At 59.4% G+C, this 26,762-nt stretch carries 27 protein-coding genes; 25 read left to right on the top strand and 2 right to left on the bottom strand.

Annotated features, from left to right (window positions below; all coding sequences use genetic code 11):
- The first annotated feature begins 231 nt into the window (after window positions 1–231).
- The 10 genes from lspA to PMX21_RS02430 all read left to right on the top strand — a co-directional run bounded on the left by lspA (window position 232) and on the right by PMX21_RS02430 (window position 9,627).
- Window positions 232–759 (top strand): signal peptidase II, encoded by a 528-nt coding sequence (gene lspA / locus PMX21_RS02475; protein ID WP_271757831.1) that lies wholly within the window; start codon window positions 232–234, stop codon window positions 757–759.
- Complete coding sequence (locus tag PMX21_RS02470) at window positions 759–1,772, top strand: RluA family pseudouridine synthase (protein WP_195241118.1); 1,014 nt, start codon at window positions 759–761, stop codon at window positions 1,770–1,772. Before lspA ends, PMX21_RS02470 begins: the two co-directional genes overlap by 1 nt.
- A gap of 82 nt (window positions 1,773–1,854) precedes the next feature.
- Entirely contained in the window at window positions 1,855–3,150 is a 1,296-nt protein-coding gene (locus tag PMX21_RS02465; RefSeq protein ID WP_035138169.1) for a glycosyltransferase family 2 protein, read from the top strand.
- Between the two features lie 81 nt (window positions 3,151–3,231).
- Entirely contained in the window at window positions 3,232–3,654 is a 423-nt protein-coding gene (locus tag PMX21_RS02460) for a prepilin peptidase (RefSeq protein ID WP_271757830.1), read from the top strand.
- A 31-nt stretch (window positions 3,655–3,685) separates the two neighbouring features.
- The gene (locus PMX21_RS02455; RefSeq protein ID WP_271757829.1) at window positions 3,686–4,933 is read left to right on the top strand and encodes a deoxyguanosinetriphosphate triphosphohydrolase family protein; all 1,248 of its coding nucleotides are present in this window, start codon (window positions 3,686–3,688) and stop codon (window positions 4,931–4,933) included.
- Window positions 4,934–4,993: 60 nt separating this feature from the next.
- Window positions 4,994–6,343, top strand: a complete 1,350-nt coding sequence (locus PMX21_RS02450; protein ID WP_271757828.1) for a replication-associated recombination protein A — start codon at window positions 4,994–4,996, stop codon at window positions 6,341–6,343.
- 100 nt (window positions 6,344–6,443) lie between these two features.
- On the top strand, window positions 6,444–7,031 hold the full coding sequence (locus tag PMX21_RS02445; protein WP_271757826.1) for a hypothetical protein: 588 nt from the start codon (window positions 6,444–6,446) through the stop codon (window positions 7,029–7,031).
- Window positions 7,024–7,425 carry an ATP-binding protein gene (locus tag PMX21_RS02440; protein ID WP_271757824.1) on the top strand — a complete coding sequence of 134 codons (402 nt, stop codon included), beginning with the start codon at window positions 7,024–7,026 and terminating at the stop codon, window positions 7,423–7,425. The genes PMX21_RS02445 and PMX21_RS02440 overlap by 8 nt, the downstream gene beginning before the upstream one ends.
- Window position 7,426: 1 nt before the next feature.
- The gene (locus PMX21_RS02435; protein ID WP_022094589.1) at window positions 7,427–8,218 is read left to right on the top strand and encodes an RNA polymerase sigma factor SigF; all 792 of its coding nucleotides are present in this window, start codon (window positions 7,427–7,429) and stop codon (window positions 8,216–8,218) included.
- Complete coding sequence (locus PMX21_RS02430) at window positions 8,215–9,627, top strand: AI-2E family transporter (RefSeq protein ID WP_271757822.1); 1,413 nt, start codon at window positions 8,215–8,217, stop codon at window positions 9,625–9,627. The genes PMX21_RS02435 and PMX21_RS02430 overlap by 4 nt, the downstream gene beginning before the upstream one ends.
- Before the next feature lie 6 nt (window positions 9,628–9,633).
- Here PMX21_RS02430 and PMX21_RS02425 read toward each other — a convergent pair whose 3' ends face one another.
- Window positions 9,634–9,873, bottom strand: coding sequence for a hypothetical protein (locus tag PMX21_RS02425; RefSeq protein WP_271757820.1), 240 nt, complete (start codon window positions 9,871–9,873; stop codon window positions 9,634–9,636).
- Between the two features lie 193 nt (window positions 9,874–10,066).
- On the opposite strand from PMX21_RS02425, the gene alaS reads away from it, so the two are divergent.
- From alaS to PMX21_RS02355, 14 genes are all read left to right on the top strand, one after another.
- The gene (alaS, locus tag PMX21_RS02420; protein WP_271757818.1) at window positions 10,067–12,724 is read left to right on the top strand and encodes an alanine--tRNA ligase; all 2,658 of its coding nucleotides are present in this window, start codon (window positions 10,067–10,069) and stop codon (window positions 12,722–12,724) included.
- A gap of 17 nt (window positions 12,725–12,741) precedes the next feature.
- The gene (ruvX, locus tag PMX21_RS02415) at window positions 12,742–13,170 is read left to right on the top strand and encodes a Holliday junction resolvase RuvX (RefSeq protein ID WP_271757816.1); all 429 of its coding nucleotides are present in this window, start codon (window positions 12,742–12,744) and stop codon (window positions 13,168–13,170) included.
- Window positions 13,163–14,596, top strand: coding sequence for an endolytic transglycosylase MltG (mltG, locus tag PMX21_RS02410; RefSeq protein ID WP_271757814.1), 1,434 nt, complete (start codon window positions 13,163–13,165; stop codon window positions 14,594–14,596). Before ruvX ends, mltG begins: the two co-directional genes overlap by 8 nt.
- A gap of 1 nt (window position 14,597) precedes the next feature.
- Window positions 14,598–15,095 carry a YqeG family HAD IIIA-type phosphatase gene (locus tag PMX21_RS02405; RefSeq protein WP_148331347.1) on the top strand — a complete coding sequence of 166 codons (498 nt, stop codon included), beginning with the start codon at window positions 14,598–14,600 and terminating at the stop codon, window positions 15,093–15,095.
- Between the two features lie 8 nt (window positions 15,096–15,103).
- Complete coding sequence (locus tag PMX21_RS02400; protein WP_271757812.1) at window positions 15,104–15,637, top strand: shikimate kinase; 534 nt, start codon at window positions 15,104–15,106, stop codon at window positions 15,635–15,637.
- Complete coding sequence (locus tag PMX21_RS02395) at window positions 15,634–16,743, top strand: dehydroquinate synthase/iron-containing alcohol dehydrogenase family protein (protein WP_196025314.1); 1,110 nt, start codon at window positions 15,634–15,636, stop codon at window positions 16,741–16,743. Before PMX21_RS02400 ends, PMX21_RS02395 begins: the two co-directional genes overlap by 4 nt.
- Before the next feature lie 132 nt (window positions 16,744–16,875).
- Entirely contained in the window at window positions 16,876–18,006 is a 1,131-nt protein-coding gene (locus tag PMX21_RS02390; RefSeq protein WP_138112424.1) for a M24 family metallopeptidase, read from the top strand.
- A gap of 160 nt (window positions 18,007–18,166) precedes the next feature.
- A complete protein-coding gene (gene efp / locus PMX21_RS02385; protein ID WP_117799248.1) occupies window positions 18,167–18,730 on the top strand; it encodes an elongation factor P in 564 nt (187 codons plus the stop codon).
- Between the two features lie 24 nt (window positions 18,731–18,754).
- Window positions 18,755–19,117, top strand: a complete 363-nt coding sequence (locus PMX21_RS02380; protein WP_006233982.1) for an Asp23/Gls24 family envelope stress response protein — start codon at window positions 18,755–18,757, stop codon at window positions 19,115–19,117.
- 3 nt (window positions 19,118–19,120) lie between these two features.
- Window positions 19,121–19,705, top strand: coding sequence for a transcription antitermination factor NusB (gene nusB / locus PMX21_RS02375; protein WP_138112426.1), 585 nt, complete (start codon window positions 19,121–19,123; stop codon window positions 19,703–19,705).
- A gap of 2 nt (window positions 19,706–19,707) precedes the next feature.
- Window positions 19,708–19,947 (top strand): exodeoxyribonuclease VII small subunit, encoded by a 240-nt coding sequence (locus PMX21_RS02370; protein WP_006233978.1) that lies wholly within the window; start codon window positions 19,708–19,710, stop codon window positions 19,945–19,947.
- 35 nt (window positions 19,948–19,982) lie between these two features.
- The gene (locus PMX21_RS02365) at window positions 19,983–20,786 is read left to right on the top strand and encodes a TlyA family RNA methyltransferase (RefSeq protein ID WP_271757907.1); all 804 of its coding nucleotides are present in this window, start codon (window positions 19,983–19,985) and stop codon (window positions 20,784–20,786) included.
- On the top strand, window positions 20,783–21,643 hold the full coding sequence (locus PMX21_RS02360) for an NAD(+)/NADH kinase (RefSeq protein ID WP_035138200.1): 861 nt from the start codon (window positions 20,783–20,785) through the stop codon (window positions 21,641–21,643). The genes PMX21_RS02365 and PMX21_RS02360 overlap by 4 nt, the downstream gene beginning before the upstream one ends.
- Entirely contained in the window at window positions 21,633–23,261 is a 1,629-nt protein-coding gene (locus PMX21_RS02355; protein WP_196025311.1) for a DNA repair protein RecN, read from the top strand. The genes PMX21_RS02360 and PMX21_RS02355 overlap by 11 nt, the downstream gene beginning before the upstream one ends.
- Before the next feature lie 59 nt (window positions 23,262–23,320).
- Here PMX21_RS02355 and PMX21_RS02350 read toward each other — a convergent pair whose 3' ends face one another.
- On the bottom strand, window positions 23,321–24,178 hold the full coding sequence (locus PMX21_RS02350) for a MurR/RpiR family transcriptional regulator (protein ID WP_230317405.1): 858 nt from the start codon (window positions 24,176–24,178) through the stop codon (window positions 23,321–23,323).
- 272 nt (window positions 24,179–24,450) lie between these two features.
- Here PMX21_RS02350 and PMX21_RS02345 point away from each other — a divergent pair, with 272 nt between their 5' ends.
- Window positions 24,451–26,430, top strand: coding sequence for a fructose-specific PTS transporter subunit EIIC (locus tag PMX21_RS02345; protein ID WP_271757810.1), 1,980 nt, complete (start codon window positions 24,451–24,453; stop codon window positions 26,428–26,430).
- The last annotated feature ends 332 nt before the right edge of the window (window positions 26,431–26,762 follow it).

Here is a 26,762-nt window from a genome sequence, read left to right as displayed (position 1 = left end):
AAGCGATTAAGCGACATTCCGTTATTCGGAATGTCGCTTTCGTTTTATGCTGGTTATTTCGCTTGCGTTGGTGGATATGTCGTGCGCTCTGCTTGTGGCAATATAAGATGTTTACTTGTGTTAAACGGAATTCGATGTTCTTGAGGGTAGGGGATTTCTTTGGGTCGTGCTGGGGATATGACGCCGCCTTTGCGCTGGCGGTTAGGTGTTGCTGGTGGGGTGGTGCTGGTTGTGCTGCTTTTTGATCAGCTGACCAAGCTTGCGGTTCGTTCCGTGGGCGACGCTTTGCATGTGACTGTTATCCCCGGTGTGATCGACTTTCTATTTGTCCGCAATATCGGTGCTGCCTTTAGCATGGGCGAGGGGCATGGCGTTGCGTTTGCTTTGCTGGCGCTTGCGGTCATTGTCGCCATTGCCGTGTACTTGCTTCGCGCGCCCCAGCTTGCTCGCTTGGAGGTTGTGGGCATGGCTATGGTCGCGGGCGGCGCCATTGGCAACGCGATCGACCGTCTGGCCTTTGGCTTCGTGACCGATTTTATTGCCACCACCTTCATCGACTTTCCCGTCTTCAATGTGGCCGATATCGGCATTACCGTGGGCGTTGTGCTCGCCCTCTTCGGCTACATGTTCTTGAGTCCCGCGGCCCGCGAGGTTGATGCGACTGCCGAGCTCAATGCCCGTGATGAGGCCCGCGCCAAGCGCAAAGCCAAGCAGCGTGGGGAGCGTGCCCGCAAGATTCGCGAAAGGAATGAGCGTTAATGGCCGACATCCATATTCTTGTTGCCGACGATTGCTCTGGCCAGCGTCTCGACGCCTTTCTGGGTGCCAACGACGGCTGCCCCACGCGCTCTGCCTGCGCGCATCTGATCGAGGGCGGCGCCGTAATCGTGAACGGCGAGACCTGTCTGTCAAAAAAGTATGCCGTACGCGCCGGTGACCGCATCTCGGTCGACCTGCCCGAGCCGCACGATCCCACCGATGTGATTCCCGAGGCCATCCCGCTCGACATTCGCTATGAGGACGACTATCTCATTGTGCTCTCCAAGCAGCGCGGGCTGGTGTGCCATCCCGCCCACGGCCACGAGAGCGGCACGCTTGCGAACGCCTTGGTCTACCACTGCGGTATCGATCATCTTGGTACCGTGCAGGGTGAGGACCGCCCCGGCATCGTGCATCGCCTGGATCGCGATACCTCGGGCCTTATGCTCGCGGCAAAAGACGACGACACCCAGCGCGCGCTTCAAAATCTCATTCGCACGCGTACGCTCGACCGCCGCTATATCACGCTTGTCCACGGGCACATCGCCATGGACGAGGGCACCATCAATACCGGTATCGCCCGTTCTACGCGCGACCGCGTCAAGATGGCGGTTTCGGACGACCCCTTTGCCCGTCAGGCCATTACGACCTTTAAAGTCCTCGAGCGCTTTGATTCCACGCGCTTTGACGATGGTTATACGCTCGTTGAGTGCCATCTGTTTACCGGTCGCACGCACCAGATTCGCGTGCATATGCGTCATATCAACCACGCCTGCGTGGGCGATCCACTCTACGGCAAGTGCGATGCGCGCGCCGACCAGGGCCTGACCAGGCAGTTCCTTCATTCCTGGCGCGTGGCGTTCGACCATCCCGTGACGGGGGAGCGCATTGAGTGCCGCGACGAGTTGCCGTGGGATCTCGCTGCGGTTCTCGACGATCTGGCTCCGCGCTCGCTCGGTCGCACGGCCGTTGGCGACGACATCGTCCCGCAGCTCGGTCTTCTCGAAGTCTAGCCAGTATTAGGTGGTTTCTTGAACTCGATTAGCCTGCGGTAAGATATACGGTTGTTTACGTAACGCGTTCTCGGGAGCCTGCATGCTCGCCTTTTTACAAACCAACACACCCATCGTGATCTTCAACCAGATTGTCGTCACGCTGCTCACGGTCTGCTTTCTGTACCAGGTTGTCTTCTTTGTCATTGGCGCTCTTCGTGGCGAGGTCGCGCCTCCCAAGGCCAAAAAACTCCATCGCTATGCCTTCTTTATCGCGGCGCATAATGAGGAGGCCGTGATTGCCAACCTCGTTCGCTCCATCAAGGACCAGGATTATCCGTCCGAGCTTATCGAGGTCTTCGTGGTTGCCGACGCCTGCACCGACAACACCGCACAGCTCGCGCGCGAGGCAGGTGCCATTGTTTACGAGCGCAATGATCTTGCCCGTAAGGGTAAGAGCTGGGTCATGGACTTTGGCTTCGACCGCATCCTTAACGAGTATCCCGACACGTTTGAAGGCTACTTTATCTTCGATGCCGATAACGTTATCTCCCGCGATTACGTGTCCAAAATGAACGATGCCTTTGACCAGGGCTTCCATGTGGTCACGAGCTATCGCAATTCCAAGAACTTCGGCAGCTCGTGGATCTCGGCGGCTAATGCCACGTGGTATCTGCGCGAGGCGCGCTTTCTCAACAACGCGCGCAACATCTGTAAGACGTCTTGCGCCGTCTCGGGTTCGGGCTACCTCATCTCCGCTAGTGTCATCGAGGGCATGCACGGTTGGCAGTTCCACACGCTGACCGAGGACATCCAGTTCACCACGTTCTGCGCCATTCACGGCATTCGCATTGGCTATGCGCCGGCGGAGTTCTTTGACGAACAACCCGTGACGTTTAAGGCGTCCTGGAAACAGCGCATGCGTTGGACCAAGGGCTTCTACCAGGTGTTCTTTACTTACGGTAAGCACCTGATCAAGTCGACCTTCCGCTACCATCGCTTTGCCGCCTACGACATGTTCATGACGATCGCCCCGGGTATGCTGCTGTCGCTCATTTCGATGCTCGCCAATGCGACGTTCTTGATTGTGGGTGGCCTTTCGCATGGTTTCTTGGCTACCGAAGTTGAGATGCAGGCGTGCGCCGCTTCGCTCATTATGACCTTCGCCATGATGTATCAGACCTTCTTTATCCTGGCGCTGCTTACGACCATCTTTGAGTACAAGCATATTCACTGCGCGCAAAAGTGGCGTCTGGTGACCAACCTGTTTACCTTCCCGATCTTTATGTTCAGCTATATCCCCATCACGGTGGCCGCGCTGTTCCTGAAGGTCGACTGGGTTCCTACCCAGCATGCCGTAAACGTCACCCTCGACGAGGTCATGCAAGGCGCCAAATAACCACCACCAAAACTACCGCAAAGGGGACAGGCACCTTTGTGGTGGTTTTTGCTTTTGCGATGCAGCTCGAGGAGGAGTCCGATGGCCTATATCCCGTTTTGGATTTGTATCTTTGCCGGCGTGGCAATTGATGCCCGAGAGCGACGGTTTCCCAATGGGCTTGCCGGCGCATGTGCCGTGGCGGCGTTGGCGGGCGTTTGGCTCGACCTCGGTTTGAACACAGCGCTTGACCACGCCGGTCTTGCGGTCATCGTCTACCTTGGCCTTGTGCTTACCGAGTCGCTCTGGCGTAGAGTTCGCCACGCTCCTGGCATTGGCATGGGGGACGTCAAGGCACTCTTTGCCCTTTGTACCTTCGATCCCCTGGGCGGCGTTGTCGCGTTTGCGGTTGCGCTCCTGACCCTTGCCGTCGCTTGCCTCATCGCAAAATCGCGCTCCCTGCCATTGCTCCCGTTTTTAGTGCCGATTTTTGCCATAATCGAGGTCGTGGGCTGCACTTTGTAACCGATTGCGCATCCTTTTTAAGGAGCATGCCATGGAATCTAATCAAGAAACGGCCGTCATTAAGGCGCGCATGGACCGTATTCCCTCGGCGTTGTCGCCCGAGCTTGTCGAGCGCATTGCCGCCGATCGTGCTTCGGGCTATGTCAACCCGTATCGTTGCAACGATGATCAGGTCATTCGTCGTATTGATCGCGTCGCCGACAAAGGCACGCTTATGCGTCCGGCGTTTATGCGCGATACCGAAAAGATACTTCATCTTCCGGCGTACACCCGTTATGCAGGCAAAACGCAGGTCTTTAGCTTCCGTAGCAATGATGATCTTTCACGCCGCGGTTTGCACGTACAGCTTGTCTCCCGCATTGCGCGCGATATCGGTCGCGCCCTGGGGCTCAATTGCGATCTGATCGAGGCGATTGGCCTGGGTCACGACTTGGGACACACGCCTTTCGGCCATGCCGGCGAGCGCTTCCTCAACGATATCTATCATGAGCGTACGGGGCGTTATTTTTTCCATAACGTGCAGTCGGTTCGCGTGCTCGACGCGTTGTATGGCCGCAACGTGTCGCTCCAGACGCTCGACGGCGTGCTATGCCATAACGGCGAGTACGAGCAGCGCGAGTTTGAGCTCTCGGACATGGGCTCCTTTGACCAGTTTGACCAGACGGTTGAGGATTGCATTGCCACGGGCTATAGCGCAATTGAGCATCTGCGTCCCATGACGCTCGAGGGCTGCGTCGTTCGCATCTCGGATATTCTTGCCTACGTCGGTCGTGACCGTCAGGATGCGATCGCGGCGGGCCTGCTTTCGCCCGACGCTTTTGATGATGGCCGGGGCGGTGCCTACAACAGTTGGATCCTCACGCATGCCTCCATCGATATCGTTGAGCACAGCTATGGTAACCCGCGCATCGAGATGAGCGAGGACCTGTTTGAGGAAATTCGCCGAGCCAAGCGCGAGAACTACGAGAAGATCTATAGCAAGGGCGGTATCGAAGGCGATTCCGAGGCGGAGCTGCGCGAGGCCTTCGATAAACTTTATGACCGTTGCCTGCAGGATATAAACGAAGGCGATGAGTCCTCGTGCATCTTTAAGCACCATATTTCGCGCATTGAGCAGCAGCTTTCCTACTATGATCGCACCTATGCCTGGCAGGACGACAAGGATCAAGCCGTGGTGGATTATATCGCGAGCATGACGGACGGTTATTTCTGCGAGCTGACGAGCAAGCTGTTCCCTGGTCTGGAGTTTCCGCACCGTACCTATATTAACGAACGGTAGTTCGTATTAATTCGGTATACTGTTAGTGGAAAACGTTTTTGATTGATACACGGGATGGCTATGGACGACCTTTTTTCTGCTTCGACGCGCGAGCGTTCCTTTCAGAATGCGCCGCTTGCGGTGCGCATGCGCCCCAATTCGCTCGACGAGTACGTGGGCCAGCAAAAGGCCGTCGGTAAGGGTTCATGGCTGCGTGCCGCGATCGAGCACGACGTGCTTTCGAGCGTGATTCTGTACGGGCCTGCCGGTACGGGCAAGACGACGCTGGCCCACATTATCGCCAACCATACCAAGAGCGAGTTTGTTGAGGTCAGCGCCGTCACGGGTACCGTGAAGGACCTGCGTCGTGTGATTGATGAGGCCAAGACGCGCCTGAATACGTACGACCGCCGCACCATTCTATTCATCGATGAGATTCACCGCTTCTCTAAGTCGCAGCAGGATGCCCTGCTGCATGCAGTTGAGAACCGTACCGTCATTATGATTGGCGCTACGACAGAGAACCCGTACTTTGAGGTCAACTCGGCACTGTTGTCGCGCGGGCGCGTGGTGGAGCTTGAACATCTGAAGGATGAGGATATCGCCACGCTTATTGAGCGTGCGCTCGAGGCACCACAGGGCTTGAACGGAAAGTTCTCGGCCGATGAGGATACGGTCAAGACCATTTGCACGCTGGCAGCGGGTGACGCTCGCTCGGCGCTCACGACGCTCGAGCTTGCGAGCGAGATTGCCGTCACGCGTCCCGATACCGAGGGAACGCCAGCGCCTGCGGCGGGGGAGCGCTATCCCATCACCGTGGATGACGTGAAGATTGCCAACCCGCGTCGCGGCTTTACGTATGACAAAAACGGCGACATCCACTACGACATCATCAGTGCGTTCATCAAGTCCATGCGCGGTAGTGACCCCGATGCCACGATCTATTGGCTCGCGCGCATGATCGATGCTGGGGAGGATCCTAAGTTTATCGCTCGCCGCATTATGATTCACGCTTCTGAGGATGTTGGCAACGCCGACCCGCAGGCGCTTTTGGTGGCGCATGCCGCGTTTAAGTCTGCCGAGGTCATTGGCTATCCCGAGTGCCGCATTAACCTGGCTCAGGCTGCACTCTATGTGTGCTTGGCGCCAAAATCCAACGCGTGTGAGGCTTCGATCGATGCGGCGCTGGCCGATATCCATTCTAGTGGGCTTCGCGAGGTGCCGAGTTATCTGCGCGATCGCCATCGCCCGGGCAGCGATGAATACGGTGTGTATAAGTATCCACATGATTATCCCGAAGGCTGGGTCGATCAGCGCTATTTGCCCGAAGGCTTGGAACGCGGTGCATTTTGGCAGCCTGCCGGGCGCGGCTGGGAAGAGTGGCGCGTAGAGCAAAGCGAACGCGACCGCAGCGGGAATGCACCGAGGTAGCTGCTGATAATTTTGTCCCACGTTGCTGCTCTTGGCATGTTCGGTCCCCTTTGGGGTACCATGAAAAGCGTCTGTATTTCGATTCTTCCGGGAGGCTTGTATGAGTCCCATTCAAATCGCCCTGCTGCTGCTCGCCGTTGCCAGCGTGTGGGCCATCGCTGAGCTCGCGCTTACCCTGCGCAAGACCCGCAATGTTGTCGACTCGCTCGATAAGACCGTGAACGACCTCAACAACGCCATCGCCGAGGCTCAGCCTGTGGTGGCAAAGCTCGATGGCGCTGTCGATGAGCTTACGCCGGCGCTTGCCCAGATGGAGCCGCTGCTTAAGTCGAGCAAGACGGCAGTTGATGCCCTTACCTCCAATCTCGTAGAGGTCGAAGCCGTGGTTCGCGACATTTCCGAGGTTACGGGCAGCATGGCCGAGGCCAGCAATGCTGTGTCGAGCGTGACCGACTCTGCCGCCGGTGCTGTGCAGAAGCTCTTCAATAAGGTGAAGGCTCCTGCAGCCGACGCCGATCGCAAGCTCGCCGCTGCCGCTGCGGAGGCCGAGCAGCCTACCGAGCGCGTCCTAATTGGCGAGGACGAGGCCGCCGCGGGCGACGATGATGGTCAGAAGTCTGTATCCAAGCCGGCTCAGTATTACACCTATACGCCCGCCGAGACCTCTGAGGAGTCCTGCGATGAGTAGCGAAGCAACCTGCCCTATCACGCTGACCGTTGCCGGTGACCCGCGTCTCGCTCGCCTTGTGCGCATGACGGCAGCCAACGTTGGTGCCCTGTGCTCTATGTCTGTCGATCGCATCGAGGACATCCGCATGGCTGCTGAGGAGGCTTTCATCTTTGGTTGCACCGCGGTCGACTGCGATGACATCACCATCAAATTCGATGTCGATGAGACCCACGTTGGCATGACTATTACCTTTGGCGACCAGGCTACGGTCGATGAAGACGACCAGGCTACGGTCGATGAAGACGACCAGGCTGCGGTGTATGCCGAGCTCATCCTCGCGAGCGTGTGCGACTCCTACGAAAAGACTACGGCGCCCCTGACGCTTTCCCTCGACCTCAAGGCGGATATCTAATATGACCGAACGTTCCCGGAGCGGCAAGACCGCTTGGGACAAGGAGAAAACCCGCGAGCTGTTTCGTCGTTACAAGGAGACCGGTGATCCGGACGCCCGTGAGCAGCTCGTCATGTCCCATATGAACCTGGTAAGGTTTCTTGCCAACAAATTTAAGAATCGCGGCGAGCCGCTCGACGACCTCATGCAGGTCGGCTATCTGGGCTTGCTCAAGGCTATCGACCGTTTTGATCCCGAGCGCGGACTCGAGTTCACGACGTTTGCGACACCCACTATCCTGGGCGAGATCAAACGCCATTTTCGCGACAAGGGCTGGAGTGTGCGCGTACCGCGTCGTCTGCAGGAGCTCTCGGCCAAGGTCAACCAGGCTACTGACAAACTTACCAACGAGCTGCAGCGTTCGCCCAAGGTTGAGGAGATCGCTGAGTATCTAGATGTGACTGTCGATGAGGTCCTCGAGGCTATGGAATCGTCTTCGGCCTATACCTCGGTGCCCATCGAGGCTCCTGGTGCGTCCGATTCCGACGATGCCCCTTCGATTCTCGACCGTTACGCCGACGACGACAACGAGCTCGACTTTACCGATGACCGCCTAGTGATCGAGGAAGCCATCCGTGATTTCTCGCCGCGCGAGCGCGAGGTGATCGAGCTGCGCTTTGTGAAGGGCATGACCCAGATCGAGATCGCCAAGAAGCTGGGTATTTCTCAGGTGCAGGTTTCGCGTCTGCTTCGCCGCACGCTTAAGAAGATTCAGGACAAGATCGACCCCGACGGAGTGATGATTCGTTCATGAGTGAGCACCCCCAACAAACCGATCGCGTGCTGCGCGACACCCGCATTCTGACGCTTCGCATTTGGGCTGTTGTCGGCTGCATTGTCATCGCCGCTGTCATCTTTAACCTTATGGGCATCCTGGCCCCGGTTATCGAGTTTCTCGCCGTTGGTTCCATCATTGCCTTTGTGATGTCCCCGATCACCAACTGGCTCGAGCACCATGGCGTGAATCGCGGCATCGGTTCGCTTGTCGCGCTTATTGTTGTTGTTGCCGTGCTCGTCGGTGTCGTTTGCATCTTGTCGCCGATTCTCTTTGGTCAGATCATGGAAGTCCTGAGCCGCCTGCCCGAGCAGCTTCGTGTTGCGGGTGGCGACCTCAATGAGATGATCTCGCATGCCAAGACGCTCAACAACACGCCGCTCAAGGAGTATTTGGACGATAATCTTTCGTCGCTAGTTGCCGTGGCATCGAAGTATGTGTCTCAGATCGCTGCCGAGCTTGGCCGCGGTGTGTTCCCGCTCATCACTAATACGGCCTCGCAGTTGTTCGTGATCTTCCTTGGTCTGGTGCTTGCGTACTGGATGGCCTGCGACTACCCTCGCATGCACCATGAGGTCTGCACCATCATCGGTCAGGAGAAGGAGACCTCGTACCGCTTTATGGTCGCCATCCTTTCTCGCTCTGTCGGTGGCTACATGCGCGGTATGGTCGTGACGTCCATCTGCGGTGGTTTCCTCGCCTTTATCGGTTTTATGATCATCGGTCATCCGTATGCGGCGCTCATGGCTATCTTTACCGGCATCATGCATTTGGTTCCGGTCGTCGGTCCCTGGGTGAGCGCAGCAATCGCCACGGTTCTCGGCTTCATGTTCAGTCCCATGTTGGCGTTATGGACGCTCATCGTGACGATGGTGGCGCAAAACGTCACCGATAACGTGATTTCGCCTAAGGTCATGCAGAGCTCGGTGCAGGTGCATCCCATCATGAGCCTCACGGCGCTCGTTATTGGCTCGGCACTCATGGGTCCCATCGGCATGATTATTGCCATCCCGCTGTGTGCGGCCCTCAAGGGTATCTTCGTGTACTATTTTGAGAATGAGACCGGCCGCCAGCTTGTGGCCTATGACGGCGCCGTGTTTAAGGGCACACCGTACCGCGATGCCGATGGCAATCCGGTCGCCGCCTACGACGCGCTCGGCGACGACACTTTCATCTACGAGTCCGAGCTCATCGGCAACGAGACTGCGCCCGAGGCCAAGGCCATGCCCAAGCCCGAGCTCGATAATCCCTGGATTAAGCTCTCTGGTCTGCAGCCTGATGCCACGGGCTTCTTCAAGAACCCCTTTGCCAAAGAGGATGATTCCAACTCGGACGACGATACCAATACCGGCATCGACGGCTCCTTGGACGATTCGGATTCTAAATAGGTCCCGTTAACGTTTCTTGAAGTTGTAAATGACAAGAAACGCGAGCAAAGCAATTGATAAGGGGCCAGCTACATAGAAAAAGAGAATGTCAATTGCGCGCAGAGTGTAATAAGCCTTATCGCCGGACATTACTGCATACAATACGTAGCCAAATGCCGGTTGGTTTGCGTACCAGCAGGAGAAGGCCGAGAGCGCTAAAAGTGCTACTACCAGAAGTGCGTTCAGGACAAATCGTTTGCTTTTCATCGATCGCTCCTTCCGGGTGACTCTTATATGTAATTTTACAGTAACCTTTTTCAAAGGATCGCGCAGTCCTAAATAACGTGCACTTTCGCTGGAGGGTCGCTGTTTGACGGCCCTCTTTTTTGCACTTGCGCGGTGGGATGGTAATATCGTTACGTTTGAACTGTTTCGATGTGAAACCGAGGAGATTCCCTCTATGAGTGCTGACTACCCGTCAATGACTACGGCCGAGATCCGCTCCAAGTTCCTCAACTTCTTTGAGGAGCGCGGTCTTAAGCTCTATCCTTCTTCGTCCCTCGTCCCCGACGATCCTTCGCTGCTGCTTGCCAACGCCGGCATGAACCAGTTTAAGGAGTACTACCAGGGCAAGAAGACCATGAAGGAGATCGGCGCTATCTCCTGCCAGAAGTGCGTCCGCACCAACGACATCGATTGCATCGGCGAGGACGGCCGTCACCTGTCCTTCTTCGAGATGCTCGGCGACTTCTCCTTTGGCGGCGTCTCCAAGCAGCAGGCCTGCGCTTGGGCCTTTGAGCTCATTACCAAGGAGTTCAAACTGCCGCTCGACCGCCTGTACTTCACCGTCTTTACCGAGGACGACGAGACCCACGATGTGTGGCGCTCCCTGGGCGTTGCCGAGGATCACATCTCTCGCCTGGGCGAGGACGACAACTTCTGGGCCGCTGGCCCCACCGGCCCCTGCGGTCCGTGCTCTGAGATCTACTTTGATATGGGCGAGGAGGTCGGCTGCGGCAGCCCCGACTGCAAGCCTGGCTGCGACTGCGACCGCTTCCTGGAGTTCTGGAACCTCGTCTTTACCCAGTACGACCGCCAGGAGGACGGCTCCATGCCGGAGCTGCCGCATCGCAACCTCGATACGGGTATGGGCCTGGAGCGCATGGCCGCCATCATGCAGCATAAGACCGCCAACTACGACGGCGATCTGATGCAGCACCTCATCAAGCTCGGTGAGAAGATCAGCGGCAAGACCTATGACGCCGATGACTACTCCGGCGTCAGCCGCTCGCTGCGCATCATCGCCGATCACTCCCGTGCCGTCGACTTTATGATCTCGGACGGCATCCTTCCCGGTAACGAGGGTCGCGAGTATGTCCTTCGCCGTCTGCTCCGCCGTGCCGTGTTCCACGGTCGCCTGCTGGGTATCGAGGGTGCCTTCCTGACCAAGTTCATCGACGAAGTCAACGCTCAGATGGGCGAGGCTTATCCCGAGCTGTTCAAGAACGTCGCCCTCGTCAAGGGTATCGTCGCCTCCGAGGAGGAGCGCTTCTCCACGACGCTCGACAACGGCCGTGTTTACCTGGATGAGGCCCTGGCAGCGCTTGCCGAGGGCGCTGTGCTTCCGGGCGACGTTGCCTTTAAGCTGCACGACACCTTTGGTTTCCCCATCGACCTGACCGTCGAGATCGCCGGCACCGCTGGCCACGACGTCGACATGGACGGCTTCACTGCCTGCATGGAGGACCAGAAGGCCCGCGCCCGCGCCAATGCCAAGGGCGACGCCTGGGGCAGCTTCAACGACGTGTGGGTTGAGCTTTCCGACAAGGTCGCTGCGACCGAGTTCGACGGCTATGACAACGATGTGATCGAGGGCGCCAAGGTTGTCGCCATCGTGCGCAACGGCGAGTCCGTCGAGTCCGCTGCCGCCGGCGAGGATGTCGAGGTTGTGCTCGACCGCACCCCGTTCTATGCCGAGATGGGTGGCCAGCAGGGCGATGCCGGCAAGCTTTCCGCCGAGGGCGTTGTTCTGACCGTTGCCGACACCAAGAACCACAACGGCCTGTATGCCCACGTCGCGCACGTTGCCGAGGGCACGCTGGCTGTCGGTGCCGCTGTTACCGCCGCGCTCGACGCCGAGCGCCGTGGCTTCCTGCGCCGCAACCACACCGCCACGCACCTGCTCGACGCTGCCCTTAAGCAGGTCCTGGGCGAGCACGTCTCCCAGGCCGGCTCGCTGGTGACGCCCGAGCACCTACGCTTTGACTTCACGCACTTCGAGGCCCTGTCCTCCGAGCAGCTCAAGGCTGTCGAGGACCTGGTCAACCAGCAGATCTTCGCTTCCAAGCCGGTCGTGACCCGTGTCATGGGCATCGACGAGGCTAAGGCTGCCGGCGCTGTCGCTCTGTTTGGAGAGAAGTACGGCGATGTCGTCCGCGTCGTCTCCGTGGGCGCCGAGGACCAGCCGTTCTCCCGCGAGCTCTGTGGTGGCACCCATGCCGCCAATACCGCAGAGATTGGTCTGTTCAAGATCATTTCCGAGTCCTCCACGGGCTCCAATGTCCGCCGTATCGAGGCCGTGACCTCTAAGGGTGCCCTCGACTACATGGCCGACCGCCTGGCGCTCGTTGACGCCGCCGCCGCTGCGCTCAAGTGCCGCGTCGACGAGGTTCCCGCCCGCGTGGAGAACCTGCAGGCTGAGCTGCGCGAGACGTCCAACAAGCTCAAAAAGGCTCTGACCGGTGGCTCCTCCGACGCCATCTCCAGCGCCATCGAGGGCGCCGTCGAGCTCGACGGCTATAAGCTCGTTGTCGCTGAGCTCCAGGGCCTTGAGGCTGCCGACCTGCGCAACGTATGGGATACCGTGCATCAGAAGGTCGCTGGCCCTGTCGCTTGTGTCGTCGCCAGCGTGACTGAGAAGGGCACTCCGGCCCTGCTCGCTGCCGGCTCCGATGACGCCGTCAAGGCCGGTTTCCACGCCGGTAACGTGATCAAGCAGATCGCGGGTCTGGTCGACGGTCGCGGTGGCGGTCGTCCCAACATGGCCCAGGCCGGTGGCAAGAATGCTGCCGGCATCGCCGATGCCCTCGCGGCCGCTAAGACCGCGCTCGGCGCCTAAGAATCTAAGAAGTCGCTGTGGTTGCGCTCGCGCTGGACATAGGGGAGACCAGGATTGGCATCGCCGTCTCGAGCCGTGATGGCAAGATGGCGATGCCTGTCAAGGTGCTTCCGGCTGCCGAGGTCACCGGTATGGCCAAGACGTTCCGCTACCTGGTTGAGGACTATGAGCCCGACATCCTGGTAAGCGGACGCCCCCTGACCATGGCCGGTGAGCCCGGCCCTCAGGCCGAGCGCGTTGCCGCTGTGGCGCAAAATATTGCCGACGAGTTCGATCTTCCGTTGGAGTTTGAGGACGAGCGTCTGTCCTCGCAAGAGGCCAAGCGTATCCTGCGCGAGCAGGGACTCAACGAAAAGCAGATGAGGGGCAAGATCGACATGATTGCCGCCAGCCTGTTTTTGCAGACGTGGCTCGATCGTAAAAACGAGGAGGTTTCGCATGCCTAGTGCTTCCGATCCGCGCCAGCCGAATCGTACACAGCAGCCGGCGTCGCGCCCTGCCCAGCCTGGCCAGCGTCCAGCACAGCCGACGCAGCGCGCAGCTCAGCCTGCCGCGCGCCCGGCGCAGTCCTTCTCTCGTTCGGCCCAACCTGTTCAACGGACGGGTCAGCAGCCTTCTGCTCGTTCGGTTCAGCATTCGGCTTCTCACGCGGTTCAGCAGCCCACTGCTCGTACGGCCCAGCCTGCAGGCGGCACCCGCTTTAAGCAGCAGGCACCTACCCAGCGAACGCAGGCCCCCCAATTGCATTCGCATCACGCTCGTGGTTCGCATGGCGTTGCTCCGGCGACCCGCTCGAGCTACAACACGCATGCTCGTCGCGGTGCTCAAAAGAAGAGTTCTCCGGTTCCGATGATCATCGGCGTTGTGGTGTCGGTGCTCGCGCTTGCTGCGATCGCTTTCTTTGTCGTGCCGGCCGTCAAGGGCTTCTTTGCCGGTGAGGATACGAAGGTCACGGCTGGTCAGCAGGTTACGGTGACCATTCCCGATGGTGCTTCGGGCGATACTATCGCCTCGATTCTCTCCGAGAACCATATCGTCGAAAATCCCAAGGATTATTATGCGGCGGTGAAAAAGCTCAACGCCGATATGTCGCTCAAGCCTGGTGATTATTCGTTCACCACACTCATGGATGCGACCAAGGTTGTTCAGCAGCTCATGGAAGGCCCCAACGCGGGCTCCAGTGCGCTGACTATCCCTGAGGGCCTGACGGTCGATCAAGTCGCCGACCGTGTGGCCCAGGCCTACGACAGCATCTCTAAGGAAGACTTCCTCAACCAGGCCAAGGCCTCCAACTACGTGGACGACTATAGCTTCCTTAAGGGCGCCGCCAACGATTCGCTCGAGGGTTTCTTGTTCCCCAAGACCTATTCGTTGGGTGATTCGCCGACGGCCGATGGCGTGATTCGCGCTATGCTCGATCAGTTTAAGACCGAGTACAAGTCGCTTGACTTTGCGAGCTGCGAAGCCAAGATCAAGGAACGCTACGGTGTGGAGATGTCCGACTACGACATCGTCAACTTGGCCTCTATCGTTGAGCGCGAGGGCCTCAACGCCGATCAACGTGCGCATGTGGCCTCGGTTTTCTACAACCGCCTTGCCGGCAAGCTCGATGGCCTGCGCTATCTCAATAGCGATGCGACTATGATGTATGTCACCGGTGGCGAGGTTACCGCCGACGACCTGCAGAGCGATAGTCCGTATAACACCTATAAGCATGAGGGCCTGCCGCCCACGCCCATCTGCTCTCCGTCGCTCGAGGCGCTCAAGGCCACCCTTGAGCCGACCGACTCTGATGACCTGTATTTCTACATTACGCAGGACGAGGAGTACTTCTCGCAAACCTACGAAGAGCATCAACAGTCTTGGAATTAGCATGAGGATTTTTAGCCCCAAACGTTACGTTGCCTCGGTCGATCGCATCGACCTTGATACCCTTTGGGCCGACGGCAAACGCGCCATTCTGCTCGATCGCGATAACACCCTGGTGCCGCGCGACACCGAGCAGGTTCCCGCCGCGGTTTCCGCTTGGCTCGATACCGCCCGCGCCAAAGGCTTTAAGCTGTGCATGGTGTCCAACAACTGGCATCGCGACCAGGTCATGGCATCAGCACGCGAGCTGGGACTCGAGGCCATCAGCCACGCCATGAAGCCGGCGCCGTTTGCCCTCAAGGCGGGTCTTAAGCGCCTCGGCGCCACGGTCGACGAGGCGGTGCTGATCGGTGATCAGCTCTACACTGACGTGTGGAGCGGTAATTTCGCCGGCGTCGATACCATCCTGGTAAAGCCGCAGGCGACGCAGGACCTGTGGTATACGCAGATCTTCCGTATCTTTGAGCGCCGGGCCCTGCGCGACCTTCCCTGCGAGGAATAGGTCTCGCTATGTCCCAGCACACCAAACACGGCTGCGACCATATCTTCTTTATCGGCTTTTTGGGCGCGGGCAAGTCGACGCTCGCGCGCAACGTCGGCACCATGTTCAAGCGGCGTTTTATCGATACCGACCGCCTGGTCGTGCGCCGTTGCGGCAAGTCGGTAACCGAGATTTTTGAGACCGAGGGCGAGGATCGTTTTCGCGAGCTCGAGACCTCGGCGCTCCGTTCGCTCCAAAGTGAGCGCAGCCTGTTGGTTTCGTGCGGGGGCGGTATCGTCGAGACACCGGTGAATATTGTGCTGATGCACGAAATGGGTACGTGCGTGTACCTCGAGGGCGACTTCGAGGATTCGATTCGCCAGATTCGTCGGTCCGACACGCGCCCCGATTTCCGCTCGCCCGAGCATGCCGCGCGCCTGTTTGAGCATCGCCGTCCGCTGTATCGCCAGGCTGCCGACCTTACCCTTGATATTCGCAACAAGTCCTTCGAGGACGTTTCCTACCTTTGTGCCGAGATGCTTTTGGAGCGTGGGCTGCTATGATTCGCCGTCAACTGATCAATTTCCAAAACCGCAGCGTCGATGTCCGTGTCGGATTGGGTGCGTTCGATGAGCTGTCGCGTATGTTTGCCTCGGCCGTGGGCAAGCCTAAGCGCGCGATGGTCGTTTGGAACACCGCCACATCCGAGCGTTTTGGTGAAGTCGTCGAGCATGCGCTGGTCGACGCCGGTTTTGCCGTGTCGCCGCTAGTCCTCGAGGTTTCGCCTGCTGGTGCCACGCTGGCCGATGCTGATGCTATCTTTGGCGCCCTGTCTGCCAACGGCGTTACCTGCGACGATCTGGTTGTTGCCGTTGGCGATGCCGCAACCTGCTCGGTTGTTAGCTGGTGCGCCAACCAGTGGTGTGGCCGAACCGAGTGCGCGCTGCTGCCGACGACCTTCGACGCCATGCTCACGGTCGCGACGACCATGAAGCCGCTTGTCGCCTCGTCGGCCAATGCGCTTCCCGCTATCGCGTTCCGTCCCGAACCGGGTTTGGTCGTGTGTGACCTCGATCTTGTTCGCGAGGCGGACCCCGAGGACCTCAAGCTCGGCTATGCGGTACTTGTTGGCACCATGCTTTCGAGCAGCAAGTCCCGCTGGAATCAGTTTATTGAGACCGTCCCCGAGATTCTCGCGGGCGAGGAGGTCGCGCTCGTCAATGCCGTTCAATGGTCTCAGACTGCTCGCAAGGACGTACTGATGGCCACGAACCCGAGCGCCCGCCATGCGCTCGATTTTGGCAAGACGGGGGAGCGTACCTTGCGCGCTTGCTTGGGCGATGCCGCTTCGCAGGTCCCTGCCTACCAGCTGTTGTCCGAGGGCATGCGCTTTGAGGCGCGCCTTGCCCACGACGCCTGCGACTTCGATATCGATTACGTCTTTGAGGTCGATGACTGTCTGGAGGACTTTGGTATCGAGGAACTTGCCTTCGATCTGGAGCCTGCCGCATATATCGAGGAGTTCCGCAGACAGCAGTTCGCGCGCTCAAACCGCAGCATGCTGCCGCTGCCCGCGGCACTCGGCGCAATTCGCCTAACGAACGTTGAGGACGAGGTTCTTGAGCGCCATGCTCACGCCTACTTGGCTTCTCGTAAAGAACTTCTCTAAGATTTATTGACTTCCATCGTCTTTCGTATCATGTTGAGGGGCGGGTTTTCAATCGGTTGCGGATCGCATGCGATTCCGTCGTTCGGTTGAGACCCGTCCCGTCTATCTTGAGACAACAAGAAAGGAATCTGCATGTCTGAGTTTGCTGCCGGTCCTGCCGGTCGTATCGAGCGTGTCCGTGCCCTGATGGCCGAGCGTGGCTACGATGCCATCGTGGTGCGCGACGAGGCCAACCTTCGTTGGCTTACGGGCGTGAAGGGCGTCTTCGACTACACCTTCGAGTTCCCGCACGCTGCGTTTATTACGGTCGACCAGTGCCTGTTCCACACCGACTCGCGCTACCTCAACAGCTTTGAGGAGAACACGCCCGCCGGCAGCCCCTGGGTCTACGACATGGACGAGGGTACCATCCCCGGCTGGGTCGCCGGCAAGATTGCGGCTAACAAGTGCCGTGTCTGTGCTGTCGAGGACGATATGCAGATTAACTTCTACCAGGGTATTCAGCGCGGCCTGGAGGACCGTTCCGTCGCCTGCATGCTGCCGCTGATGCACGACGACATCCGCAAGATGCGCGCCATCAAGGATGCCGAGGAGATCGAGCTCATGCGCCATGCACAGTCGATCACTGACGCCGCCTTCCAGCACATGCTCGGCTTTATTAAGCCCGGTATGACCGAGAAGCAGGTTCGCAACGAGCTCGAGAACTTTATGTTCGCCAACGGCGCCGACAGCCTGGCCTTCGGCTCCATTGTGGCGAGCGGCCCCAACACCGCCAACCCGCATGCCGTGCCGAGTGACCGTGTCATCGAGAAGGGCGACTTCGTTCTCATGGATTACGGCGCGGGCTACTGCGATTACCGCTCCGATATGACGCGCACTGTCGTGATGGGCGAGCCCACCCAGGAGCAGCTCGACCTGTACGCACTCGTGCGCCGCACGCACGAGGAGTGCGTCGCCGCCATCCATCCGGGCGTTGAGGGTAACGACATCTTCAAGCTTTCCAAGAAGATCATCGGCGATGCCGGCTATGGTGATTACTACAACCATGGTCTGGGCCACGGCGTGGGCATCGACATCCACGAGCTGCCCAACTTCAACCGCAGCAAGAACACCATCGAGATCGGCTCGGTTGTCACCATGGAGCCCGGCGTCTACCTGCCCGGCGTGGGCGGCGTGCGCCTTGAGGACTACGGCGTGGTCACCGAGAACGGCTACGAGCCCTTCACCAAGACCCCGCACGACCTGCACGTTATCGACTGCTAGTCTACTTCGGTAGATAGTTTGGGGCGGGGCGTTCGGATCGATTCGGACGCCCCGCGTTCTCTTTTTATGCGCTCGCTGCAGGCGCCGTCTGCAAGTGTATAATTTCTGTCGTATGTAATTTGGACGCTTGTGCGTTCTGCCCATAACAAGAAAGGTCGCTATGCCTACCATTTCTACCGCCGACTTCAAGAACGGCCTCGGTCTCCGCATCAAGGACAAGGTCTACACCATCGTCGAGTTCCAGCATGTCAAGCCGGGCAAGGGCGGCGCGTTTGTGCGCTACAAGACCCGCGACATCAAGAGCGGCCGCGTCGTCGAGAACACCTGCAACGCCGGCACCAAGTTCGAGAGCGTCATGCTCACCACCCGTGAGTTCCAGTACCTCTACAACGATGGCACCGACTACATCTTCATGGACAACGAGTCCTATGAGCAGGTTCCCGTTCCCGAGGACATGGTGGGCGAGAACTCCAAGTGGCTGCGCGAGAACGACGTCTGCCAGCTGCTCTTCGCCGACGATGAGCTCATGGGCGTGACCCCGCCGATGTTCATCGAGACCACCATCGTCCAGACCGACCCGGGCTTTAAGGGCGACACCGTCCAGGGTTCCACCAAGCCGGCCACGATCGATACCGGCGCTGTCATCCAGGTCCCCATGTACCTCAACGAGGGCGAGGTCATCAAGGTTGACACCCGCGACGGCAAGTTCGTCTCCCGCGTCTAGCAACCAACTCTTCTAGGAGGACTCATGCCCCAGGAAATCAAGATTGACGGTATCGGCATTTCGCCCGATGTTCTGACCGCCATCGTCTCGCGCGCCGTGTCCGATGTCGAGGGCATCGCCTCCGTTGGCGTCAAGGACCTTGCCACCAACCTTGTCTCCATGATGCTCTCGTCCAAGGCCCCGGCTTCCGAGCCGGCGGTCGAGGCCGAGGTCGTCGGCGACAAGCTCGCGCTCACCGTGCGTGTCGTGGTGTTCTTTGGCTATCCGTTCAAGAAACTCGCCGAGGCCGTTCGCGCCGCAGTGGTCGCCGCCATCGATGCCCAGGTTGGCGTTGAGGTCGAGCGCGTTGACGTTTGCATCGACGGCCTCGTTTTCCCCAAGGAGTAACCTTTGAGCCTTAAGGTTTATCGCGGGCGTACGCTTGCCCGCAGTCAGGCGCTGCAGCTGCTGTTCCAGGCCGAGGCCACGGACAGCCCGCTCGAGCGCGTCCTCGAGGGTGATTTCCTGATCTCTAAGGGTCCCCTCGACCCCTATGCGCTTGAGCTTTGCCGCGGCGCCTACGAGCATATCGACCGCATCGACTGCGCTCTGCGCTCCGTTGCCAAGAACTGGGATCTTATGCGCATGCCCGGCGCCGACCGCAATCTGCTGCGTATCGCCGTTTACGAGATGCGTTTCCTCACCGATGAGGAGGTCTCGGACGCCATCGTGATCAACGAGGCCGTCGAGCTTGCCAAGGCCTATGGCACCGACCAGTCCGCGTCGTTCGTCAACGGCGTGCTGGGTAAGATTGCTCGCAGCGAGGAGCTGCCGGGCGAGGACCTTTACCAGGAGCTGCTGGCCGAGGATCGCGCTCGCGAGGAGGCCCAGGCTGCCGAGGCGGCCGCCAAGGTTGCGGTTGCCCAGGCTGAGGCTGGCGTGCTGGCCGAGGATTCGGACGCCGCCGAGGCTGTTGTCGACTCCGTTGAGGAGTAGCCATGCCAGAGGGTTCCGTCCGCAACTTCGACGAGATCTCGGACCGCTTGGACCAGATCATCGCTACCGTTCGCTCCAAGGATACCTCCTTGGAGCGTTCGCTCGATCTGTTTGACGAAGCGATTGAGCTTGGCTCCCGCGCGGTCGATATGGTCGACAAGTTTGAGCTGACGCCGCGTGAGGCCGACAAGCTCGAGCAGGAATACGATGAGGATGCGGCAAACGAATCCCAGGATAGCTAGGCCGCATCTCCGGATACGAATGGTTGATGGCATTCATGAAACGTGTGCGTCTCGATGACGAACTGATTTCACAGGGCATCTGCGCCGATCGCGCGGATGCCCTTCGCACTCTTATGGCCGGCTTGGTCTCGAGTGGTGGCGAGCGTTTGACCTCCCCGGGCCTTAAGGTGACGCCCGGTTTGCCCCTGCACGTGAAGGGCCGTATTCCCTATGTTGGCCGCGGCGGTCTTAAGCTCGAAGGCGCGCTTGATGCTTTTGACATCAATCCGACGGGCCTTGCCTGTCTGGATGTGGGCTGCTCTACCGGCGGCTTTACCGATTGTCTGCTCAAGCGCGGGGCTTCGACCGTTGTCTCGGTGGACGTGGGTCGCGCCCAATTCGATTGGTCGTTGCGTCAGGACGATCGCGTGACGCTGCATGAGCGCACCAACGTGACGCAGCTGCCCGAGCTTGGCTATGCCGGTGCCATCGACCTGGCTGTGTGTGATGTCTCGTTTACCAGCATCGCGAACATTATCGATGCGGTGCTGGCGTGCCTGGCGCCTACAGGTTCTTTTTGCACGCTCGTAAAGCCCCAGTTTGAGGCGCCGGCTGCGCTGGTGGGCGAGGGCGGCATTGTGACCGATCCCGCCGTGCGCCGCGATACGCTCGTGGCGGCGGTTGAGCTCTTTGCTGCCAAGGGGCTGTTCCCGGTCGATGTGTGCGTGTCGCCCATTCATGGTGCCAAGGGCAACGTTGAGTTTTTCCTGTACGGCACGAGATTTGAATCTGGCGACCGCTCGCAAGACGTGCTGCAATCCCAGGTATCGGTTTTGAGCGAGAAAGCTGCAACGCTATGAAGGTCTTTCTGGTTCCCAATTACTACAAGCAAGAGGCGGTCGAGAGCGGCCTGATGCTCGAGCTTTGGCTGACGCGCCAGGGCTATGAGGTCGCATGGGCTGCCGACCAGCGATCGAAGATTCAAAGCACGCCTGATATTGACGGCTCCGATCTGGTCATTACGCTCGGCGGTGACGGTACGTTGCTGCGCGCTGCCCGCATCCTCAACCATCGCGAGATTCCTATCCTCGGTCTTTCCTATGGTCACCTGGGCTTTTTAACTGCTGCGAGCCCCGAGGAGCGCGACATTCTGCAGGTCGTGAGCGACGCCCTTTCCGGCGAGCTGCACGTGAGCCGTCGCGCCACCATCGCCGCGGATATCGTGTCCGTGCGCGAAGACGGTACGAAGGATGTCGTGCGCACCTTCGCCCTCAACGACATGGCGCTTACCCGCGGTCCGCTGTCCGATATGGTCGAGTTCGACATCACGGTGTCGGGCCACCATATCGACCGACTGCGTGGCGACGGCGTGGTCGTGTCCACGGCGACTGGTTCTACGGGTTACGCGCTCAGTGCCGGCGGCCCCATCGTGAGCCCCGACTATACGGGCATGGTCTGCGTACCCATTGCACCGCACACCATTCAGGCCCGTGCCTTCTTGACTTCGCCGAGTGATGTCGTCGAAATCTTTATGTCTGATGACCGTCCGAGTGTTCCGGCAATCGCTATCGATGGACAGTTTATTACCTGCGATGGCACCGTTGAGAGCGTGGCGGTGCGCCGCGGGCCCGGAGATGTGCTGCTTCTCGATTACGGCCCCGAGAGCTTCTATAACTCGGTGAGCCGCGTATTCTACGGAGTCCGTCATGATCGATGAGCTGCAGGTTTCTAACATTGCACTCATTCGCGAGGCGACGTTGGTGCCGAGTGCCGGCCTGACTGTCCTGACCGGCGAGACCGGTGCCGGCAAGACCGCGCTGCTCTCGGCCCTCAAACTTATTTTGGGCGAGCGCGCGGATTCGTCGACGGTGCGCGAGGGCGAGGCGCTCGCGAGCGTCGAGGCACGCCTGTTTGACGGCCCGCACGACACGGAGGGCTTCACGGTCCAGCGCAGCCTTTCTGCCGAGGGCCGCAGCCGCGTGAAGATTGACGGCCGCATCGCCAGCGTGCGCGAGCTTTCGGAGCGCGTTGGCGTGATGATGGATCTGTGCGGCCAGCACGAGCACCAGCGCTTGCTCGACCCGGCGCATCACGTTGCGATGGTCGATGCATGGGCGGGGCGCTCTGCGCTCGAGGCGCTCGAGCACTACCGCGCCTGCTTTAAGGCATCGCGCGCTGCCGCCAAGGAGGTTCGACGTGTCGAAGAGGCCTCGCGTGCGCAGGGGAGCCGCGTCGAGGAGGCGCGTTTTGCCCTTGAGCGCATCGCCGAGGTCGACCCCAAGCCGGGCGAGTATGAGGAACTCGAGGAACTGCTGCCGCGCTCTGAACATGCCGAGGTGCTCGTTGCCACGGCCAATGATGCTCATGCATCGCTTGCCGCCGAAGGGGGAGCGCTCGATGCCGTGAACAGCGCCGTGGCAGAACTTTCCCGCATGGCTTCCGTCGATCGCAAACTGGGCGATATTGCCGATGCGCTTTCGGATGCCTGTATTTCCCTTGAGGATTGCGCGAACGAGCTTCGTGCCTATCGCGATGGCGTCGCCTTCGACCCGCGCGAGCTCGCTCGCATGCGTGAGCGGTATTCCGACCTCAAGGGCCTGTTGCGTCAGTGGGGTCCCACCATGGACGATGTTTTTGCCATGCGCGATCGCTCGCAAGAGCTGCTGTCCCTGGTCGATGATGGCGATGAACAGATCAAAAAGGCGCGTGAGGCACTCGGGAGCGCCGAGCGCGAGTTGTTTGCCGCTGCCAAGGCACTTAAGCGCGCCCGCAATACGGCGGCCCCGCGCTTCTGCCATGAGGTGGGCCGCCAGATGGCTCGCCTGGAGATGGGCGGCGCCGAGCTCGTCTGGGAGTCGCGCGATCTTCCTCGTGCTGAGTGGACGCCCGCTGGTCCTTCGAGCTACGAGCTGCTATACCGCAGCGGTGCCGGTTTGACGCCGCGCCCCCTGCGCCGCATTGCGTCGGGCGGCGAGCTCAGCCGCGTCATGCTGGCAAGCAAGGTTGTCCTCGGTAACGCGGACGGTGTCGATACGCTCGTGTTCGATGAGGTCGATGCGGGTGTCGGCGGCTCTACCGCACGTGCCCTCGCGAGCGTGCTGGCAGATCTCGCCGCTACGCATCAGGTCATCGTCGTAACGCATCTTGCGCAGGTTGCGGTCATGGCCGACAAACATTATGTTGTCAGTAAGGAACCGGGCGATGTTCCCCAGACGCATTTGGACGAGGTAACCGGCGAAGCGCGTACCGCCGAGATCGCCCGCATGTTGAGCGGCGATCAATCGGAGGCGAGCTTGGCGCATGCCAAGCAGATGCTTGAAGAAGCTCGAGGTTAGGTCGTATCAGCGGTGTTGGTGGGACAAAATAGACTGAATTTTTTGTCCCACTTCGCGTTTTACTCCACGACCTTATCCGGTTGGATGAGTTCCTCATAGTAGCTGATGTGCTCTCGGGCGTCCTCGATTTCGGGCAGCAGGAAGTTGTAGACGACCTCTATGATCATCGTGGCGCTCATCTTGGAGAACGCGAAGTCACCCGTTGTCAGCAGCGCTTCGTGATTGACGGTATTAAAGGTGTAGTCGGCGAGGCGCGCAAGTGGAGACTTGCTATCGCTGCTGATGACGACTACGGTTGCGCCGCAGTTGCGAGCCGCTTTTGCCATGCGATTCAGTCGGCGCGATTTGCCAGAGTTTGAGATTAGCACGATGACGTCACCCGGGCGTAACGTGAGCGCAAAGCCGATTGATGTCTCGCTAATGGTGCTCGCCATGCAGCGCAGGCCCAGCTGCGAAAACTTAAACGTCGCATCGAGCGCGACCGCGTTCGTATTGCCCACGGCGGCGAACTCAATAACGCCGGCATTCTTAAGCGCGTGTACAACTGCGGCCAACGTGTCGTGATCTATGCCGTCGATGGTCGCATTAAGCTCACTCACCTTGGCGGCGAGGATATTTTTTAGGCTCTGCTCCATATTATCGAGCGAGACCTCGTCGGTCAGGCCCTCGTTGCGCTGGCTTTCCAAATCCCTCGCCAACGAAAACTGAAAGCTGCGGAAGCTGCCAAAGCCCAGCTTGCGGCAGAAGCGCGAAACGGTCGCCTCGGACGTGGCGGCAGCGCGCGAGAGCTGAGCGGCCGTGAGGCGTGGCGCTTCGGACTGGTGCTCCAATATATAGTCGACAATGCGCTGCTCGGACTCGCTGTATCCCTGATGGGTACTAATGAGGGAAAGTGCGCTCTTGCTACTATCGGTCATGGATGGCTCCTGGTTGGCATGAAAATCTAGCTTGATTTGCAATGCCATAGTATACGGGCATTTTCAATTACAAGATACACCTTGCCGTTTCAAGTGTTGATGGTAAACTTTCACTTGCCGTTTACGGTTATGAAAGAACCTTTCACCGGAGAATTGCGCCTTGTCTCTTCTCACGCGGACGGTAGGTTGGTATCTTTCAAGTGTGGAAAAACGCGCATCGAAGCGCGTGTAGGGGAGCGCCCGCGGGCGCTGTACTCAAGAAGGAGGGACACATGGCTAAGTTTGACATCATCGCCGCGACCGGTTGCCCGACCGGCATTGCACACACCTTCATGGCGAAGGAGGCGCTGGAGAAGGCTGCTGCCGAGCGAGGTCTGACCATTAAGGTCGAGACTCATGGCCAGGTCGGTGTCGAGAACGAGCTCACCAAGAGCGAGATCGCCGGTGCCAAGGCCGTCGTCGTCGCAGCCGATAAGGATGTCCAGGCTGAGCGTTTCGCCGGTAAGCCCATGGTTTCCGTTGGTGTTTCCAAGGCCCTGTCTGTCGAGGCTGCTGGTAAGCTGATCGACCGCGCGCTCGCCGCCAAGGGCGACGACACGGTTGCCGCTGCCGCCGATGTCGAGGACGAGGTCGAGGAGAAGGAGTCCATCGGCCACGTCATCTACAGGCACCTCATGAACGGCGTCAGCCACATGCTGGTCTTCGTCGTTGCCGGTGGTGTTCTGACCGCCATTTCGTTCCTGTGGGGCATCACGTCCTTTGATTCGACGGCTGCCGACTACAACAGCTTTGCCGCGATGCTCAAGATTATCGGCGGTATCGCCATGAACCTCATGGTTCCGGTGCTCTCCGCTTACATCGCCGAGTCCATCGGCAAGCGCCCGGCGCTCGTCCCCGGTTTCGTCGCCGGTATGATTGCCATCCAGGGCTTGCCTGTTAACGCCGATACCGGCATGATCGACGCCGGTGGCGCAGGTGTGGGCTTTGGCTTCCTAGGCGGCATCGTCGGCGGCTTCCTCGCTGGCTATGTCATCCTGCTGCTCGAGAAGGTTTTCTCTAAAATTCCTGCGAGCCTTAATGGCCTGAAGGCAATCTTCCTGTATCCGCTGTGCTCTACCGCCATCGTCGGTCTGGTCATGCTCGGTATTTCCGGCCCCATGGCTGCCATTAACCAGGGCATGATGGATTTCCTGCAGAGCCTCGGTAACTCCGGTCCGGTGATCCTTGGCCTGGCCATCGGCTGCATGTGCGCCTTTGATATGGGCGGCCCGGTCAACAAGGCTGCTTATGCTACTGGCACCTTCCTGCTCGGTACCGCTCTCGAAGCTGGCGTCGGCACCGAGACCTACAACTTCGGCACCAACTTCATGGCTGCCGTCTCCGCCGCTTGCATCGTTCCGCCGCTGATCACCACCTTCGCCGTCGTTGTCGGCAAGAAGTACTTCAGCCAGGAGGATCATGACGCCGGTATCGTCAACCTCATCCTTGGTTGCACCCACATCACCGAGGGCGCCATTCCGTTCATGACCAAGAACATCTGGCCCGTTATGCCCATCATGATGCTCGGTTCTTCCATCGCTTCCATCTTGACCATCTTCTTCAACGTTCACGATCCGGCGCCTCACGGCGGCTTCCTGGTCCTGTCCGTTGTCGAGAACGGTCCGCTGTGGGTCCTCGCGATCCTCATCGGCGCCGTGGCCGGTGGCATCCTGTTCGTGGCTTTCAAGAAGTACGACTTCGAGAAGAACCAGAAGCCCGCTCCTGCAACCAAGCCGGTTGAGGCCCCCAAGGCCGAGGCTGCCGACTTCGTGAAGGTCGAGAATGTCTTTGTCGCCGAGGACTTCGCTTCTCGTGACGAGGCTCTGAGCTTCGTTTCCAACCAAGCCGTCAAGGCCGGTATCGCAAACGACGCCGACGCCGTGATGAACGCTTTCCTGGCCCGCGAGGCCGAGGGCACCACGGGCATGATGGAGGGCTTCGCCATCCCGCATGCCAAGTCCGACGCCATTACCGAGGCTGCCGTGATCGTCGTCAAGGATGAGTCCGGCGTGACCGGTTGGGACACCATGGACGGCGCTCCTGTCAACGTGGCTATTGCCCTGCTCATCCCCGGTGCCCAGGCCGGCACCACGCACCTCAAGATTTTGTCCAAGGTCGCCGAGGCGCTCATGGACGAGGACTTCCGTGCCACCGTCAAGGGTTCCACCGACGCCGCCGAGATCGCCAAGACGATCAACGCCCGCCTGGTCTAATTCCACGGTACGCGAATAACATCGCCCCCTGTAACAAAGGCGGAGACCCTCTCCAGGGCCTCTGCCTTTTTCATCCCCAAATAAGTTGCGGTGAAATAGGGACTGTTTAAACGGTTCAACCCCAAATTCAGTCCCTATTTCACCGCAACTTATAAAAGGGCATAGAGGGGGCTACCTATCGAGTCTTTGTCGCGAACAGATCATCAGCCAGAATTCCGTTCGCACGATATTGCTCTGGACCGACCGAGTTTCCGCAGCTTACTCGCCGGGCGGGCGCGGGTTAAGTTTGTCGCGAGTTCCGCACGCAAAGGAAAGCACTTAATGTGCTTTCC

Origin of the sequence: Collinsella aerofaciens (genome assembly GCF_028209885.1) — a bacterium.
In the GTDB taxonomy this organism is placed as follows: Bacteria; Actinomycetota; Coriobacteriia; order Coriobacteriales; family Coriobacteriaceae; genus Collinsella; species Collinsella aerofaciens_BA.
This window is presented reverse-complemented; position numbering and strand designations above follow the sequence as displayed.